The sequence below is a fragment of the Kordia aestuariivivens genome, from assembly GCF_014397005.1.
GTDB classification, from domain to species: Bacteria; Bacteroidota; Bacteroidia; order Flavobacteriales; family Flavobacteriaceae; genus Kordia; species Kordia aestuariivivens.
This window is the reverse complement of sequence record NZ_JACGWS010000012.1, coordinates 81,047-97,834: the sequence shown is the minus strand read 5'-3', so window position 1 is coordinate 97,834 and position 16,788 is coordinate 81,047. Positions and strand designations below refer to the sequence as shown.

7 protein-coding genes and 1 tRNA gene are annotated in these 16,788 nt (G+C 34.5%); 2 read left to right on the top strand and 6 right to left on the bottom strand.

From position 1 onward, the window contains the following. Window positions 1–24: 24 nt before the first annotated feature. The 5 genes from H2O64_RS17975 to H2O64_RS17955 are packed head-to-tail and all read right to left on the bottom strand — an operon-like array spanning window position 25 to window position 15,056. Complete coding sequence (locus tag H2O64_RS17975; protein ID WP_187563603.1) at window positions 25–8,325, bottom strand: hypothetical protein; 8,301 nt, start codon at window positions 8,323–8,325, stop codon at window positions 25–27. Beyond that, the gene (locus H2O64_RS17970; RefSeq protein ID WP_187563602.1) at window positions 8,325–9,191 is read right to left on the bottom strand and encodes a hypothetical protein; all 867 of its coding nucleotides are present in this window, start codon (window positions 9,189–9,191) and stop codon (window positions 8,325–8,327) included. Before H2O64_RS17970 ends, H2O64_RS17975 begins: the two co-directional genes overlap by 1 nt. Beyond that, window positions 9,175–11,289, bottom strand: a complete 2,115-nt coding sequence (locus H2O64_RS17965; protein ID WP_187563601.1) for a hypothetical protein — start codon at window positions 11,287–11,289, stop codon at window positions 9,175–9,177. Before H2O64_RS17965 ends, H2O64_RS17970 begins: the two co-directional genes overlap by 17 nt. 15 nt (window positions 11,290–11,304) lie before the next feature. After that, window positions 11,305–11,850, bottom strand: coding sequence for a toxin-antitoxin system YwqK family antitoxin (locus H2O64_RS17960; protein WP_187563600.1), 546 nt, complete (start codon window positions 11,848–11,850; stop codon window positions 11,305–11,307). Window positions 11,851–11,885: 35 nt separating this feature from the next. Further along, entirely contained in the window at window positions 11,886–15,056 is a 3,171-nt protein-coding gene (locus tag H2O64_RS17955) for a C15 family peptidase (protein WP_187563599.1), read from the bottom strand. 519 nt (window positions 15,057–15,575) lie between these two features. Here H2O64_RS17955 and H2O64_RS24100 point away from each other — a divergent pair. Next, window positions 15,576–15,695, top strand: a complete 120-nt coding sequence (locus tag H2O64_RS24100; RefSeq protein ID WP_235982936.1) for an SsrA-binding protein — start codon at window positions 15,576–15,578, stop codon at window positions 15,693–15,695. Between the two features lie 159 nt (window positions 15,696–15,854). After that, window positions 15,855–15,928, top strand: a tRNA-Arg gene (locus tag H2O64_RS17950). Between the two features lie 126 nt (window positions 15,929–16,054). On the opposite strand, the gene H2O64_RS17945 is transcribed toward H2O64_RS17950, so the two are convergent. Continuing rightward, window positions 16,055–16,699 (bottom strand): 4'-phosphopantetheinyl transferase family protein, encoded by a 645-nt coding sequence (locus H2O64_RS17945; RefSeq protein ID WP_187563598.1) that lies wholly within the window; start codon window positions 16,697–16,699, stop codon window positions 16,055–16,057. Window positions 16,700–16,788: the final 89 nt, after the last annotated feature.

Genomic DNA, 16,788 nt, shown 5'->3' with positions numbered 1-16,788 from the left:
ATCAAGTTCTTTTTTATTTATTGTTTAAGCGATCGTGATATCGTCTACTTGAATTGTATCTTCTATTACGTATTCAGTTCCATTCCAAATCATGTATCGGAATCTGAAACTTAGATTCACAGCCGTGATTTTTTTGCTTTCATGCATTATTAATGCTTGTGAATAGTCTTTTGAATACAATACTTTGTACGCAGGATCATCTTGATCATTTGCTGTATTGATTACACGTATTGCGCCTCTTTCTCCATCTGTACTACCAGCTTCAAAGATTTCTTCGGTTCCGTTGATTTTTTCAATTGGAATTTTCGGAATGTTGAATGGTTCTGGATTTCGAATGAGTAGTGCAACTATATTTCCACCGCCATCTAAAATTTTGTTGAATTCAGTATTGATTGGCGGATCTAATGGAGTCATTCCTAATACACCTTCTAATACTCTATCAAATACATCTAGATATTGTGTTTCTATTGCATTGCTATCCGTATCACTGTTTCCTACTACGATGTTGTAAGCCGTTGTGATTTCGCTTGCCGTTATTGCTGGTAAGGCAACTTCAAATACTGCTTGTCGCGGATTGTCAACGTCGTTTTCATCAACTAATAGATAACTGTTTACTTGCGCTCCGAAGTTTTGGTATCGTGACGTTTGGAACACATAGTTGTGTACTTGTTCGCTTGTAACTACGTCGTTGCTTGCCGTTTCAAAAGCATTGAAAATTAACGCTGTGTATAGTTTTCTTGGCTTCAGATTGGTCAGCGTTACTGAGTACGCATAACTCTGTGGTTTGATTGCATTTCCGATCATGAAGTCACATTGTATTGCATCATCATTTTCATTGATATAGTTAATGAAATTGTTCAGTATTCTAATGTTTAGCGGAATTCTCGGATCGTTATCATCTACCCATGGTACGCCGCCTTCTCCATTTCCTTCTGGTAACGGAACCGTATCTTCATTATAATCTATTGGTAATGGATATGGAATGGTTACATTAGTTACTGGATCTTTGATTGCAATATGCATAGAACCTGTTAGTTCTGGTGCGCCTAAGTACGATTCCCAAGTGTTCAACATGTGGAATGCTAATGGCTTCGTGAAATACAGCGTAATTCTACATTGCTCTTGTCCATAAAATACAGGTTTTGCTTGCAATAAGTTTCCGTCTGCATTTGGATATGATCTTGTGTAATCAATGTATTGACGTAATGATGTTAATGGATAACTATCTGGATTTGTCAATTCGCCTGATAGTGTAAGGATTCCATTTGCATCAGCTCTGTTTTTGATGTTGTTACTTTCATCATATTCGTTTCCATACGTTACGCCATCTGCATTGTGGAAATGCCCAACTGGACCAGCCGTTTCAAATCCATAATAGTAATCAAATACACCTTGATTTTCTCCATTGTCTACTTCATCTTTTAGTTGATAGTGTACATAGTATTTCGAATTCGGTCTCCAGATTGGTTGGGCAGTACGTTGTACGGCTTCTTCCATGTCTTCTTGTTCTTGCTGAATTGCAGGTTGTCCTGGGATTGTTTCGTTATACTCAAATTTTTCAATTGATAACCAACAAACTTGTTGCAAAGATGTGTTACAAATATGTGGTACTTCTTCGTTACAGTTGCAATTTCCTGCAGCTTCAATAAGTTGCATGAGTAAGATTGCAGAATCGTTTAAGTCTCTGAATCGCAAGATTTGCTCATGATGTCCTACGAGTCCAACAATTAGATTATAGAGTGTATTATAGTTTTCATATTCAGCACCTATACTTGAAGGTAATGATATACCTGGTACAACTAATAAGTTTTTGATAATGTCTCTGAACTCTTCAAAACATCTTATACTTGCGTCTACTTGCTCACTGGTTTCAATACCTACAAAGCATTCATTATAGATTCTTACTAAGTTGTCATACGCATCACAGATTATTGGATCTTTTTCACAATCATTCGATTCAAATTCTTCACATATAATTCTTTCAATGATGATTGATGCTTCACTTCCATTTATTGTCGGCTCTACTTTTTCTACACCTACTACTACTATACTAGTATCTTTGTTAGTTGGTACATCTACTCCGTCTGGTTTAAAGCCTAGCTCCAGTTTCATCAACGCAATACAACTCATATAATCTACACCTATTTTGCCTGCAATAGAAGGATTTAGCAAGATGTAATGTTTGTTTTTAATAGCGTCAAATACTAGTTTATTGATATTTGAGTATCTCAAAACACTATTGTAATCTATCATTTTTATATCCTTTATTTCAGGTATATCTTTCACGATAGTTATTGCAAATTCATAAATTTTACCATCCGTATAAGCTGCTACCGTATTGTATGTACTGGAATAATTTTGCTCTTCTACAAAAGAGATTTTTTCAGCACTTTGAATATTTAAAATTTTAGTGTAAACCTTATTGTTTTGGATATCATTTTCTGCAAATGTTGAAAATACGAGTCCCGTATCTCTTGAAATCACGTAGTAATTTCCATTTCCAGCTTTATGAACCGTTTCTATTTTTGCAGCATTACTTTTCGTCGTTGATTGATCTATAATTCTATTCCACATTTCGTTGAAACCTGCATCATATCTTGCGACACATGCTTTTTGTGCAGCATCACCATCTGTTACCATCATTCCAAGTATTATTCCTCTACTATTGTCAGAAGTAACTGCTGTGATTTCAGTAGATACTAAAGATTTGTCGCTGAGATTGTAATTTTTCACAAAGTCTCCATTCTTATCTAAGTAATATACATCTGCTATGTTTACTTCTACACCTTTAGCATTTACGTACGTGTAATTTACTGGTATGAAGAAGAATTCGCCCGAAGGAATCGGTCGTAACATATTTTGTAATGATACTATGCCTTCTTTGAAAGTTCTGTTAATTTCTCGTTTCCAAATAAACTTTCCGTCACTATCAAATTTTACAACTGCGGCTTTGTTACGATCTACGTATTCTAGCGTTACTAAAATATTTCCATCTACAAATTCTTCAATGTTTGTAAATTGTGCAGAAGGGCTTTTACTTCCGACATCGAATACCTTTCTATATATGGTTTCGCCATTTTCATCTAGTTTTATGAAGATTGGGAACTTTTGAATTGATCGATCAGGAGTTGTGAATCCTACAATGTACATATGATCACCAATTCTTCGAGTATCTAAATAGGTGTCGTCAATGATTGTTTGATTACTATATTCATTAATGAATACTGATTTTTGAACCGTTTGAATTGCACTTTTTTGTAATGTATTATCTTTTGCTGCTTCTCCACAACCTACTTCGCCAATAGCCATTTCACTTGTACTTAGCAATAGTTTTAAGTTTGTAATTTCGCTTTCACATTCTCTTAGTGTATCAAAATATTCAATGCGTCGCGCAATTACTTCTCCTGTGTTATCAATGACATTGAAGTAGTATTTGTTAGTTTTTGTTTGTTTAATTTCAATACTATTACTTTCATTTATAATTGCAAATACCGAAGTTTTCAATTCGCTAACAGCAGCTTCTTTGGTATAGTAACGTGTGCTACTACTTAATACAATTTCACATTTTTCATTGTACACTCTGAAACGATATTCATCAATTCCATCAGTGTCAATTTCATTGTAAATTTCGGCTATGATTCGTTGTTTTAGCGTGGTAACTTCTACAGTTTCCGTCGAACAACCTTCAGCTTCTAAGCGTTCTAATTCAGCTACTAATTCATCGTAACGTGCTTGTTGTGCTGGTGTTAATTCTATGATTTGTCCAGTTTCGCTATCATACGTCGCTTCTAATAGTTCTGCAATTTCTTCACGAACTTGACGGATGAGATGTGCATTTGCTGATTTTGGAGTGACCGTAATTTTAGATGTTAATTCATTTTCATTGGTATATGAAATGACATTCTCGAGTTCTGCTCTTGTTTTGTACACTTGATGAATTTCTTCATAATCCGGTGTGCTATTTGTGTCTGATAATAGCGTTTTATAGTAACGAATGGTCACACCTTCGGCATACGTTGTTAGTTTTAAATCCGTTGTTACAGAAGCTTCTGGCAGAATGATAATGAGCCTATCTGCATTGCTAAATTGTAACGATTGCGCATAGTCAAAGTTGTTTTCTACGTCAGTAATTTCCATACAACCAACAGCCGTTGGCTCATTGTTTGTTGTTAGAATAATTTCTGTTGTATTCGTTATTGCAGAAGCTAATACTGAACTTGTTCCGTTGTCCCTAAAGCGTTTTAAGTATATAGCACTAAAGAATAATTCGTTCGCTCCAGTTGCTGTAAATTCATACTCTGATTTTACTTCTACATTTACAATTAAGTTTCCGTTATCAACGCTTACTTCCGTAATTTCTAAACTATCAAGTGGAGCACTATTATTGTCAAGAAGTATGGTATTTATTGCCGTTAGGTATTGCTCCGAAATTTCAATAAGATTCGTTGCTGCTCCGTTTTCTAGCGTATAGAAATCTTCGTTAACACCGAGCGTCACATACGTATTTGCACCATTTATTCTGATTCGCATACGATCAAAATTAGCTCTAGTATAATCTTGACCACTAGCTGAATGTATCAGTGGAAGTGACCAAGTCATATTTTGAACATACGTTGTTTCTTCTAAATCGTCATTTCCTTCTTCAATAGAATAGTACGCACCATCAATGAAATGACCGATGTATCCGTTTGGTCGGTAATATTTGGTTCCTAATAGTTTTTCTAGCATATCAGAACAATCACCAGTTTCTAGTGTTGTCACACAGTATAATTCTGAAGGTGTAATTCCGTATTCTTCTGGAATAAACCATCCTGGCTCACCAGCTTCCATGTATGAGAATGGATTTGTAGCTAGTAATCTAATAGAATCATATTGATCTCCATTTCGTTGCCAATACCCTATTCTTAGATGACTTACGTCTGGTCTTTCTGCAGTTGGCACCACAGCTTCATACGGATGATAGTCTTGCCATGCGCTTCCATTCCACATTTTTATTGCTATGTTTTCAATAGAATATTTGTGTTTTACTTGGCGTAATTCGTGCCCGCCACGAACAACTTTGTTTGGCGGAATTAAGTCTGTGAAATTGTTTGCGCCACCTGTGTGCCCTCCAATTTTACTAGAGATTGCTCCAGGAACGAGTCCTTTCATTGCTTTGAAATCGATATACGTATCTAAAGGAATGACTTTGTCAATGTTGTTAGCATTTGGAACCGTTGCGAAGTAATTCAACTCAAAGGTTTCATTCGTCATCATGTGCACACCTTGTACCGCTTCTTTTGTTCTGTCTGGATAGTTTGGATTACTTCCGTCAGATAGTGCTGGAATTGGTGTTCTGTCAACTTGCTTGTTTTTCTCCCATTTAAGCTTGACTTTGAAAGTTTTACAGATTTTAACGATGATTCTGATACATACTCGAATACGAACTTGTGCAAAGAGTAAGAATGGTTTTGCTGCTTCCGCAGAAAGAATCGCATCGAGACTGACTCTGAATCCAACAATTTTCCACACGCTGATTGAGATTGTTCCACCAAAAGCGATGTAACCACCTAATTGGAAACGCTCGAAACTGATGAATCCACCAACTTCTACATACGCACTGATTTCTACTTTGATTCCGAAGAAATTTTTCTTCAATGATAAATCAACTCTAGCTCCAGCTTCTATTCCTCTTGCCGAAAGCATTAAGAAGGTTTGTGCCGTAATGATTGTTAAGACACGCGCTGTGATTGGCGATTGTTTTGTTCCAAAGTTTAGATACCAAGCCGATGGATTGTTAAAGAAGAATCCGGCTTGTACTTCTGCGTATAAGTCTAAGATCCAACCGTTAGATTTTGGTAATTGATAGTCTGCTCCAAACCAGAATTCGAATGAGTTGTCACCAACGGCAACACCTGCAAAGAATGGCGGTTCTGTACTGTCAATAATTCCTAAACGTTCACCGAGTACATTGGCTCTACCATCTAAAATGAATACTGATGGTAATGATAATATTGCCATGAGTCGTGTAGAGAATAGGAATCCATCATCATGCATGGTTCCTAAGACTGTTCCTGCACCGACCGCTACTGGTAATTCGTATTGATCGGTTCGTGGTGGTCCACTAAATTTATTAATATTTACGCCTCGTTGTGGATAGGTGTAGTATTCGTACCAAGTATTTTCGCCAGAAACTAAACCTATTGCTTCTTTTTCAGCTACGTATTTGAATCCGAGTAATCCGCCAAATCCATAGAAAGCCAATCCTGTTGCTGCCAACGGAATTGGTGTTGGCATTTCTATTCCTGCTTCAATGATGAAAGCCGGTTCTTTTGGTTGTAGACGCATGTGTGCTGCGCCACTGATTCGTGCTTTTGGAAGTTTTAAACCAATTTTTCCTTCGTACTCAGGAGATTCTCCCGGTTCTGGAATCGATAGCATTCCGTTGATGATTGCTAATGCAGAATCTGGATTTGCTGTTCCTGGAATGATTAAGTCTACTTCTATCGTTTGAATACGTAAGAAGCTGTCTCCGTCGTCGTCGTGTTCGTCATTGTCGGTTGTGTAGTAGTATTTGATTCCTTCTCCACGCGCGTCAATTCCTAATGGATCTAAACTGATGGCTCCATCAAATCCCCAATAGTTGTATTTGCGCATGACACCATTTTTTTCTTGCTGATGTGACCCGAAATGAATTCCTGTCACTGCAATTTCAATAGGTCCAAGATTTAAGGAAATGTTTGTTGGAATGAATGCATTTCCGCCTACGATTTCAATAGATCCATCATCGTATACACGTAGTTTTGGAATTACTATTTTTTGATCGCCCAACACGCGTATCATGATTTCATTTTGAAATGAAATTTCACAGGATGTTCCGATGTAGAAATTACCTTCTTCCCTACCCAATTCTAAGGTTAGGAAGTTAATTGTTACAAAGTTGAATAGGTTTAACGGAATTCCTTGTGGTTCGGAAGCTGTCAGATTGAAATCGCCTTCGTCATTTAAGTGTCCTTTGATTTCGATAAGCGCCTCGTTTCCGTCACCATCTTCTAGTTTAGGAATAAGCAAACGTCCTTCAATGTTTGATTCTATGACTGCATTTTGCTTGAACGTGATATCAAAATCTTTGAATCCTAATTCCCAATTCCCAATGTTTACAGGCATAAAACCGTCTCCACCTGGAGCAACTGTTTCTAATGCTATGGTTCCTGAAACACCGCCAGTTCCGATTAACATATTGTATCCTGCCACTTTTAGTGTTGCATTGTCTACATTGTTAAACCATTTTTTTGGTAGTGTAATGGCTACTGTTTCCGCATAAAATCCTCTGAACTCATCGGGTCTTCCATCGGCGGTTGCTTCTGGAATGTTACGATCGGTTCGGAAGTCGAATTTTAAATTATCTATGTCTATGAGTAATCCTGTATTTCCTATTTGCGAGGGTGTGAGATTGAAAGAATCTGCTTGATTGAATTCGAATCCATGTTCTGAATGATACGACATGCTACCCACATTGTAGATTAGCATCGATTTTTCATCTTCACCTTCAATCACTTCTCCGTTAGCATCAACAGGTTTTAACCATTTTCTTGGAAACGCTAACGCAAGTTCTAATTGTTCTAAGGATACTGAAAATTTTGGAATGAAGAGATCAATAATTGTATCAAGCGTAAATTCGCCCATCCATTTTTTGAAAATGGTTGATAGGTTTTCAAATCCTCCAGAAAAATCAGCAATATCAACATAGTTTTCTAGCGTATATAGTAATAAGTCTAGATTTCTAGTTTGAAGCTGCGTGATTAGATTCGTTATTTTGTCATAGTCATTTGCCTCTTGCGGAAGTGTTAAAGGAGGAAGCGCATTGTAATCAGGATTGTTGTTAAATTCATCAACAAAAGCTAAAAAAGGATCCGTTTCTTCTCCTAAGAAACCATTGATTACTTCAAATAGTAATTCTTCTTTTGAGACATTAAACATTTCTAATAGTAAGTTAAAGTAATCTTCAACGGAGTTTAAGTCTCCAAGTTGAATTTTCTTTATGTATTTTACTATTGGAAGATTGTAATATATTGCCAATGGCAATTCTGTTGTATTTGTGGCGCTCCCCGGATTGAAAAGTAATTCAAAACCTTCTTCACCACCAAAGAGATTGAATCCTATTTCTTTGTTAAAAACCAAGACTATATGATGATATGCAGTTTCTCCATATATACTTTTTTCAACATAATACGTTTTGTAGAATAGCTTGTCTGTTGTATTATCAACAACTGATTTTATTGGTTCAGGCAACTTGTCTGAACGTATCAGTTTACTTAGCGCCGGATAAAATTGTGGTGTTGGCATTATTTCTCGATTTTAATTAAATTATTAATTGATGCGAATAGATTTGATTCTTTGTTTATATACGGAGTTACGAACTCGTAAGGAATCTGTATATACGATATGTATGTTTCTATTCTGTTTTGCTCTGTGTTTTCTAAGAAGTTTTCGTCTGTTACGGTAACGTTAAAAACGATTCCTTCTTTGTGAAAGTGCGAAAAAGAGGCGTTGTTTATGACACATTTGATGTTGTCTGTACTGTACGCCGGTTTTTCAAAAACTTCCGTATATGCTTCTTGTAAATGATCTACTCTTTCTGCCAATTTTAAAAGATAATTATCGACTACTTTTCGCTTTTCTTTGTGTGTGTAGTCTGAAATGAACTTTTGAAATTCTTCCTTTTTCTTTGTGTCAATAATGGCAGAAATTTCTATGCGTTTTAATTTTTCTATATCTAAATTTATGTATTCAGTGTATGGAGGTTCTTTTGATAGTTCGTATCGTTTTACGATAGTGTATGTAAGCAATTTGTCTGAACTTAAAACAGCTGTTGAGTATATTGGTGCATATTCTAAATTGAGTTCATCGTTTATCGTTTCTACTTTACTTACTAAGTTTTCAATTTTATTTTTTTGAATTGAATCTCCAAGTTCTTCTTTGAGTAATGACGAAAGTGTTAGTATTTTGTAATTTAGTTCACTTACAGTTTCTTCATTTTTATTGATGGCAAGTTTTAATTCGCCTTTGATACCTGTATTGTTTGAGTTTATATAAAACTCTTCCCATTTTGTTATGTCTTGATAGGAATACACTCCTTTTTTTTGTGTGGTGCATGAAAAAAAAGTGATTATAATCAATACATAAACATGTTGTTTAATCTTCAATACCATGATATAGTTTTGATTTTACAGAGGGTCCAATAAATTGATTGAGTGCCGTAATTCGATCAGCACTTAAGCCTCTAATCGCATTTTTTATTTTTGATATACTGTGTTGATTGATTGCGTCGATTAATTCTTTCCTTCTAGCTCTATATCTTGATGGGAAATTATAATTCAATAGTACAATTGCAAATAACTCCGCTTGATTTGGTTTCGCTTTTAGTCTGGTGTCATTTAAAAGGTATTGAACAGTATCTCTACCTTCTTCAGAATAGACTCCATTTTTATATTTTCGCCCATTATATCTTTGAGTTCCGTCTCTGAGTGTACGTTGTAAATCGTAAAATCGAGGAATGAAAAACTTATGAAACGTAGCTCTTAGATTGCGCACATAGGTTTTGATTTCTATGTCGTTTATTAAGTCTTTTTGTTCATCCCAAATATGATAGCTTGCTTTTGATCTACAACCAAAACTGCGTTTTAGATACTTACTTCTTGGTCCAATGTCAGCAAAATCACCTGGAATTGCAGTTTCCCAATGTTGGTAAAATCCGTTTACAGGATTGTTAGAGAAAGAATAGTTTAATAATTCGTTATAGAAATACCAATCATCATTGTCAGCAGAAGTTCTTTCTTTCCAACGATCATTTTCTGCATTAGGAGATAATGTTACACTTGCCGTACTCGTTTCGTCTTCAACATATATTCTGTGATTATACGCTTTTTGATTACTTGCATATTGACGAAGTATTTTGATTTTAGCTGGTGTTCCAGAAGTTCCGCCTGTACTATTTGTAACTTTCGTTCTACTTGAATTGTCTTCTATTAATGATCGAATCGTTGTTTGTAGCGAAGCGCATGTCACATTTACATTGATTGCTGCTGTTCTTCTTCCTCCGTAGTACAATCTAAAAGTTCCGGCACCAGAAAACTGAATATCAATTTCTATTTCATAATAGCCATTAAATGTAGCTCCGATGTCAACGCCCATTCCAAAGGTGAGTCCTGAATTGTTTTGCAATGTAGGATGATCATATTTGTCTTTCCAAACAGCTTTTAATCCATTTGTATCTTTTATGACTTCATCGGCATCGGACAAACTTAAACCTTCAAAACTTAGTGATTCCGTATCCATCGCTTCAACGTATACTTTGTGCGATGTTTGTACGTTTGTTGTTGCGTTTACCTGTGTGATGGTAAGGCACGTTCCGGCTGTATCATGCGCTAATGTATGCGTTCCGTTTGTTACGGTAACACTGTCAGGGTTTGAGGATTCTTTTACAAAGTGCTTGCGATATACTTTTGTTGTTATACCTGCTGGCCAATGCGGGATTCTAGAAATTCTGGTACTTGTCAAACTTGGGTTTAACCAATAGCTATTACTATATGGGTTTTCAACTTTAGCTAACAAATAGAAATACAAGGGTATTTTTGTGATGTCTAGCGGCGTTTCTCCAGCCACAGCTGTTTCATCATTTTGCCCAAATAGCATAGCTTTTTCCGTAGCTGAAGGTGTAAGTCCTGTTGGTATAGTGTAACTTCCATTGAAAGGTGTTTCACCAACATACGTATACGCTTCTTCTTTGTGCCAGCCTTCAATATCGACATTACTTCCATCGACAGGTTTTCCTGAACTGTTTACTTGTTCGCCTGCGGAATTTATTTTTTTGATTCCAGAACCTGTTAGATTTCTGATGTAGTTGGCATATTTCCCCCAAGTTGTAGGACTGGTTGCTATTGTGCTTGAGGTATCTCCATCTGCAATGTCTTCATACGTAAAGTTTGTATGCGTGTATGGCAACTTAAAGATGACATAAAACGTTAGTTTGTCTAACGAAACATTTGCGCTTGTAAAATCAACTGTGTTTGTTGTTGCGTTATGCGAAAATCCTGCGTATTCTGATATTTTATTTTTAGCAGCAGACGTAAGATCCGTGTTTCCTAAAATACTGTTTAGCATCGTTTTTACAGCAGTTGTTATGGTGGCGTTTATGATAACACTTCCTGTTAACTCTGCATCAACTATTGCTGTTGTTAGCGAGATATTTTGCGTAAGTAGCACCAATTCTACTTCTGCAAATGCACTTGTATCTGTTATTGCAATCATATTAAATCTTTTTAATCAGCCGTTGTTGGCATCTATTTGTTTTCCTTTGATATTGTATTTTCTGATTTCCACACAGCGACCATTTTTAAATTGTTCTTGTGTTTTTATCTTTCCTTTTTTATAAAAAGTTGTTCTGAATAAAATTTCATTCGCTCGAACATTTGTTTCGCTTTTCAATGAACCGTTTTTATAAAATTCTTTAATGATTCCGGAAGCTTTTCCTTTTTTATAAGGCGTTAGCCGTTTTTCTCCTTTTTCATTGTATGTGATCCAAATTCCTTCTTTAGCGTTCTGTTTTATGTATCCATCTTCTCTTAGTGTTTTGTCTACATAAATTTTATACCTACCGTCTGGTAAATTTTCCTTTAGAGCATATTGAACATTTGTAACATGTCCCATATCTTCTTTGTATTTAATATTTATAAAATTTAAGTCTGTTGAGTCTTTAACTTTATATTCATACTTGATTCCTTTAATTTCACTTTTAACTTTTGAGATATGAATTTTAGTGATATTTTGAGAAACACAATTAATACATAACAATAGTGTTACTACTATCATTAAAAGAGTACCATATTTATAGCTCCTTTTTAACATTATAATCCTGTTGCTGCGTTATTAATTCCTTCTGTTACAATATCTACCAGCGTTTTAGTATTTCCACCATTAAAGTCCGCGGTTCCAATTTGAATTTTTGAAATATGAAAATGTCCTGTGGGTAATGTTGGGCGCAATTCTTCTCGCATTTTTGCAACTCTGTAAAAGATTTCATTTGATAAGTAATCGCTTCCTGGACCTTCATTCATTCTTTCTCCAACAGTTGGCGGATCTATTCCATTTGAATTTGAATGAAACGCTCCTGTACTGTCAACATAACTATAATCATAAACAATTGGTGGATCAATAAATTCTGGCGGTAATGTCGTTTCAATCCATTCTAAATTAGTACTGTTAATTTCAATAGACCTGCTTAAAGCTTGTCTTGTATAATCTAAATTATCATTGAATCCGCCTCTGGTTACAGTTGCATACCTATCAATATTATAATTCCCTGGTCCAGATTGACTTACTGTTATAATCATATCTACCTGATTGATAAAAGGCTGAATGTATTCTTCAATAACTCCTTCTCCTTGACCTTCTGTCGAATTTGCATTACTATCAAAATCTTTGTATCGAACCGGAACTATTAACGTTTGAATGTATCCTAAATTATTAGCTGTCATTGTTCCATGTAAAGACAAAGCAACACAACCAGAAGGATTACTTTGACGCTTGTTTCCGCTGTAAGCTGGATTACTCTCATCTAGTAAGAAAGGATCAAAACCAGTGACTAGTATTTTTTTAGCACCAGCTGGCGCTCCAGAGAAATCAACCTTAGTATAGTTTCTACTTTCCTCTTCCATTAAGGTAATCGTTTTCTCCAAGTCTGAATCAGGAGCTATTTGTGAGTCTTCTCGAATGTCTCCCAAAAAGTATGGATGCGCTTTGAGTATGGATGCCATTTTTAAACGTGCCCAATATAATGGACGATCATCAGCATCCGTTGGATTAGCTTGAACATATTGTACTGCTTTTTCCCATAATTCTCTAGACTTTTGGCTCACTAAGGATGTAATTTGAGAATATAAAAGTGAACTTTGTACATCCAAATTATTTAGCGAGGTTTCAAATGAAGAAGCTACAGTTTGTATTTCTGACTGTAATGCAATAAATTGATCTTCATTTTTAATGGTTCCTGAAAATATCTCAGTTCCTATTGCTTCTTCATAATTGCGTTCGTAGGCAACACTTTCAATTTTCTCATCCGTAAAAACAATTATATCTGTAGCTGGCGCTGCTTGATGTGCTTCTAAATCTCCAGCTCCATTTACTTTTAAACCTCTTAATACATACTTAAATTGTGTATATGGATTTCCGTTGTCATCAAGACCTGTAATCACATCATCAATTGCCAGATATGTTTTAAAAGCAGGATCAAATTCCGTTTGTTTCAACTGTTCTAAATCTTGATATTGTTGCACGGTCATTCCCATTATTGAAACATCTTCAAAAGTATATTTCTCCGCTTCCTGAATTAGATCATTTTCTTGTACTTGAAATTTTAAGTACTCTTTGTCAACACCTCCAATGATAAATTTTTGCTTGATAATTTTTATGGAACCAATTTGCGCATCTAAATCATATAGAAATAGGTTATTAATTGCGCCTTCCATTCCGCTTAGAGGAAGTTTATCATCAATGCTTTGTTTGATGTTTAGATTGTATTTTGAAGGGTACGAAACAAATGTTATGAAAAGGTTGTCTTTCGCAATTCCTAAATTGGTTGTGTAATTAGCTCCATTTATTTGTGTTTTATCCACATAAGCAGCATCATAATATACTTTAAGATAGCTTTTCCCTGAACTTTCGTCAAAAGGAATGTCCATTGTAAATAGTGGGAAAATAGTATCTAAATACGTCTTTTTTTCTAATGATAAGCCTTGGTCTTGCAGCGTTTCATTACTTTTTAAGAAACCAATTTTAAAATAGTTTGTAAAGGCTCTTCCACCTGATTTTGGAACTGTAATTTTTTTCGATGTTACTTTTTCATCTACAATAGTAGGTGTAAAGAAAAGATCTTTTGCTTCTGGCAATGTAAGCCCAACTTCTTCTAAAAAAGCCCGCTTATAATATAGTCGAGGAAATTCATTATCTCCAGTTGGAAAAGAGAATAAGATATTTTTATCTGTATTCGCGGTTCCAAATTCACTTGCCGCACTATCATCACTGATTACAAGTAATGGCCATTTGAAATCTCTGTAATAATTTACATCAACCAATGTATTGGTATTATCTAAATTCCATTGAATGGTATCATTATAGTTATTGTAATAGTTAAAAGAATCATTAAATTCATTTCTAATATCTATGTATATTCTATTTTTATAAAAGTGTTTTGTGGTGATATCATTATATATTGCATCTCCAACTTTTGGAACGAATCCAGTTCCATTAAAAACTTGCAAACCTTCATCATAGAACGCATTAAAAAACGCATTAGAGTCCATAAAAGCTAATGCATCTTCCTTTTCATGCTTTCTTTTATATTTTTCTGTATCAGTTGCAGTTGGTGCTAAGGCAGTAAAACTTAGTTTAGAATCTAATTCTCGAGCAAGTTTAAAAGTTGGTTGAAAACCGATTTTTTCAAAAACTATTGTAATTCCAAAATCTGAAGCTGTATCAAAATCTCCGATATAATTCCCCCCAAAAATGAAAGGTAATGTGATATCTCCTGCTGCATAAAAAGCCTCATTAAGACTATCTGTATCTTCCTTTTTTAGGACTGGATCAGTTTGACTAGCATTATATACAAGTCCTAATGAAGTATCAGCCGCTGGTTCAGTAGCTGGCATCGTTTCATCTGCTGCTGCATACCATGCAATAGCACTTTCATGAATAGATCTTGTCAGATCATTTTTATTGATGTTTGCAACTTTAGCACCTTCAATGATGCTATCTTTTTTGATTCCTTTGTATATAATGTAATCTATTTTGGGTAGATTCAAATCGGGTTGTGCATTGGGTTTGAGTACAATATTGTACACATTTGTAGCACCAATTTGTTGTACCAATACCGTACCGTCTGTTATTGCAAACGCTTTAGGTGCTGAACTTCCAGAAAATAGATTGTTCAATCTATAATTATCTTCATCAATAGCTCCAAACGCTTTGTTTTGCGTTTGCACACTTAGTTTTGATGGTTCTGTAAAAAAATAAAAAGCCATACTTAATTTATTTTAAAAATTATTTAGTGTCGATAAAACAAAATTTATCGAACGACATTGTTTAATACTGTGTGGGAGATGTAAAGGTGTAATTAATACTTATGAATAGTTAATTACAGTTTTATAGGAGGGAATATAAATAGCAGATGATAATGCTATTCCACTCAAAGTTAGGAAAAAATCTTACGCAAAATGAACTTTCATTTTAAAAAATCTGTTATTTTAATGTTAATACTTTACATATTCTTTACTAAAGTGTATGTTTTTGTATTAAAAACGAGTTTTTTAAACCAATAAAAGAATTTTCACTCCTATTATTCATTTATATTTTCAACAAATAACCAAATAATTATTTAAAATTCTAAATTTTCCAACTAAGTCATCCTGTAGTTGCAGTATTTATGAAATAACCCCATCTTACTTACAGTTTTAAAATATACTATATAACACTAGTATGTATGGTTATAATTATAATAGGTAACTCGCTTATTCTGAATTGTTTTTGTTACTTTTATAGTGATGAAGAAATCTTTTTTTAAAATAATAGCCAAGCTCAATAAGGTCCTATTGCCTTCTTTTTCTAAAAAACAACTGGATTTAAGTAAAGCAACAAAATTACAATTAGCAATCATTGGATAGCGTTATTACGTCACAACCAAAGCATTAGATTGACAAACATCATTTTTATATGAAACTTCCTGTTTGATTTAATCTCATTTAAGCAGAAAAAAATTGTTTTTTTACGCTTTATTGTTTGTATTTAATATAAAAACAAATATATTTGCACCCACAAAAAAAGGCCTCGTGGCGCAACTGAATAGCGCACTTGATTACGGCTCAAGAGGTTACTGGTTTGAATCCAGTCGAGGTCACAAAATCCCTTTCATTTATTTGGAAGGGATTTTTTGTTTCTAAAACTTATTGAAAGTGAGTGAATTAATTAGATAATTGAATTTACCATATTGGTTCATAATAGATATTTATAAGTATATGGAAGCTTAATTTAATGATTTAAATATTTTGAAATATTTTGAAATATTGAAAGTACTATACTTAGGTAAAACTAATGAGCAGACATAAGTTCCAGAGAAATAAGAGATTGCTTTGTATTGTTCACAATGTTTAAAGGTGCTTTCCCAAATGGGTCCCTTTTTTACAACTTTGTCTAATTCCAATAACTTAAAGTCCATCATCATGCCAGTTTTGAATATTTTTGAAAGTGCCTCTTTTGCTGTCCAAATAAGTGTGTAGCCTTTCGCTTCTTCGAGAAATAGATTTTCAACCAATTGAACTTCTTTTAAAGTCATTTGATCTTTCAAAACATCAACGTTTTTTGTGTTCACTTCTTCTAAATCAATTCCCATCGGGTGACTTTCAGGAAATGCGATACTAAGTCCTATCGTATTACAATGACTAATGCTAAGCTGAATATTCTGTATAGCGAGACATTTAACTACAGGAAATTCAAATACAGCAGTATCTATAAAAATAGTATTCAATTCATTAAAATCAGTCAACTCATAAATAGCTTTTTTGGCAGACAATCTACCGAGAAGGTAACTCATCTTTCTCGGCTCATGTTTAAAAGAAGAATAAATTTCTAATTCTTTTGGATGAAGCGCTTCGAGTTCTAATTCTGCCATAGAACCATTGATCATGGATATACCAAAACTATGAACTGAATTTTTTCTAGTTAACGATAGTAACGCGGCTGTAGTTTTCATTAATTAAT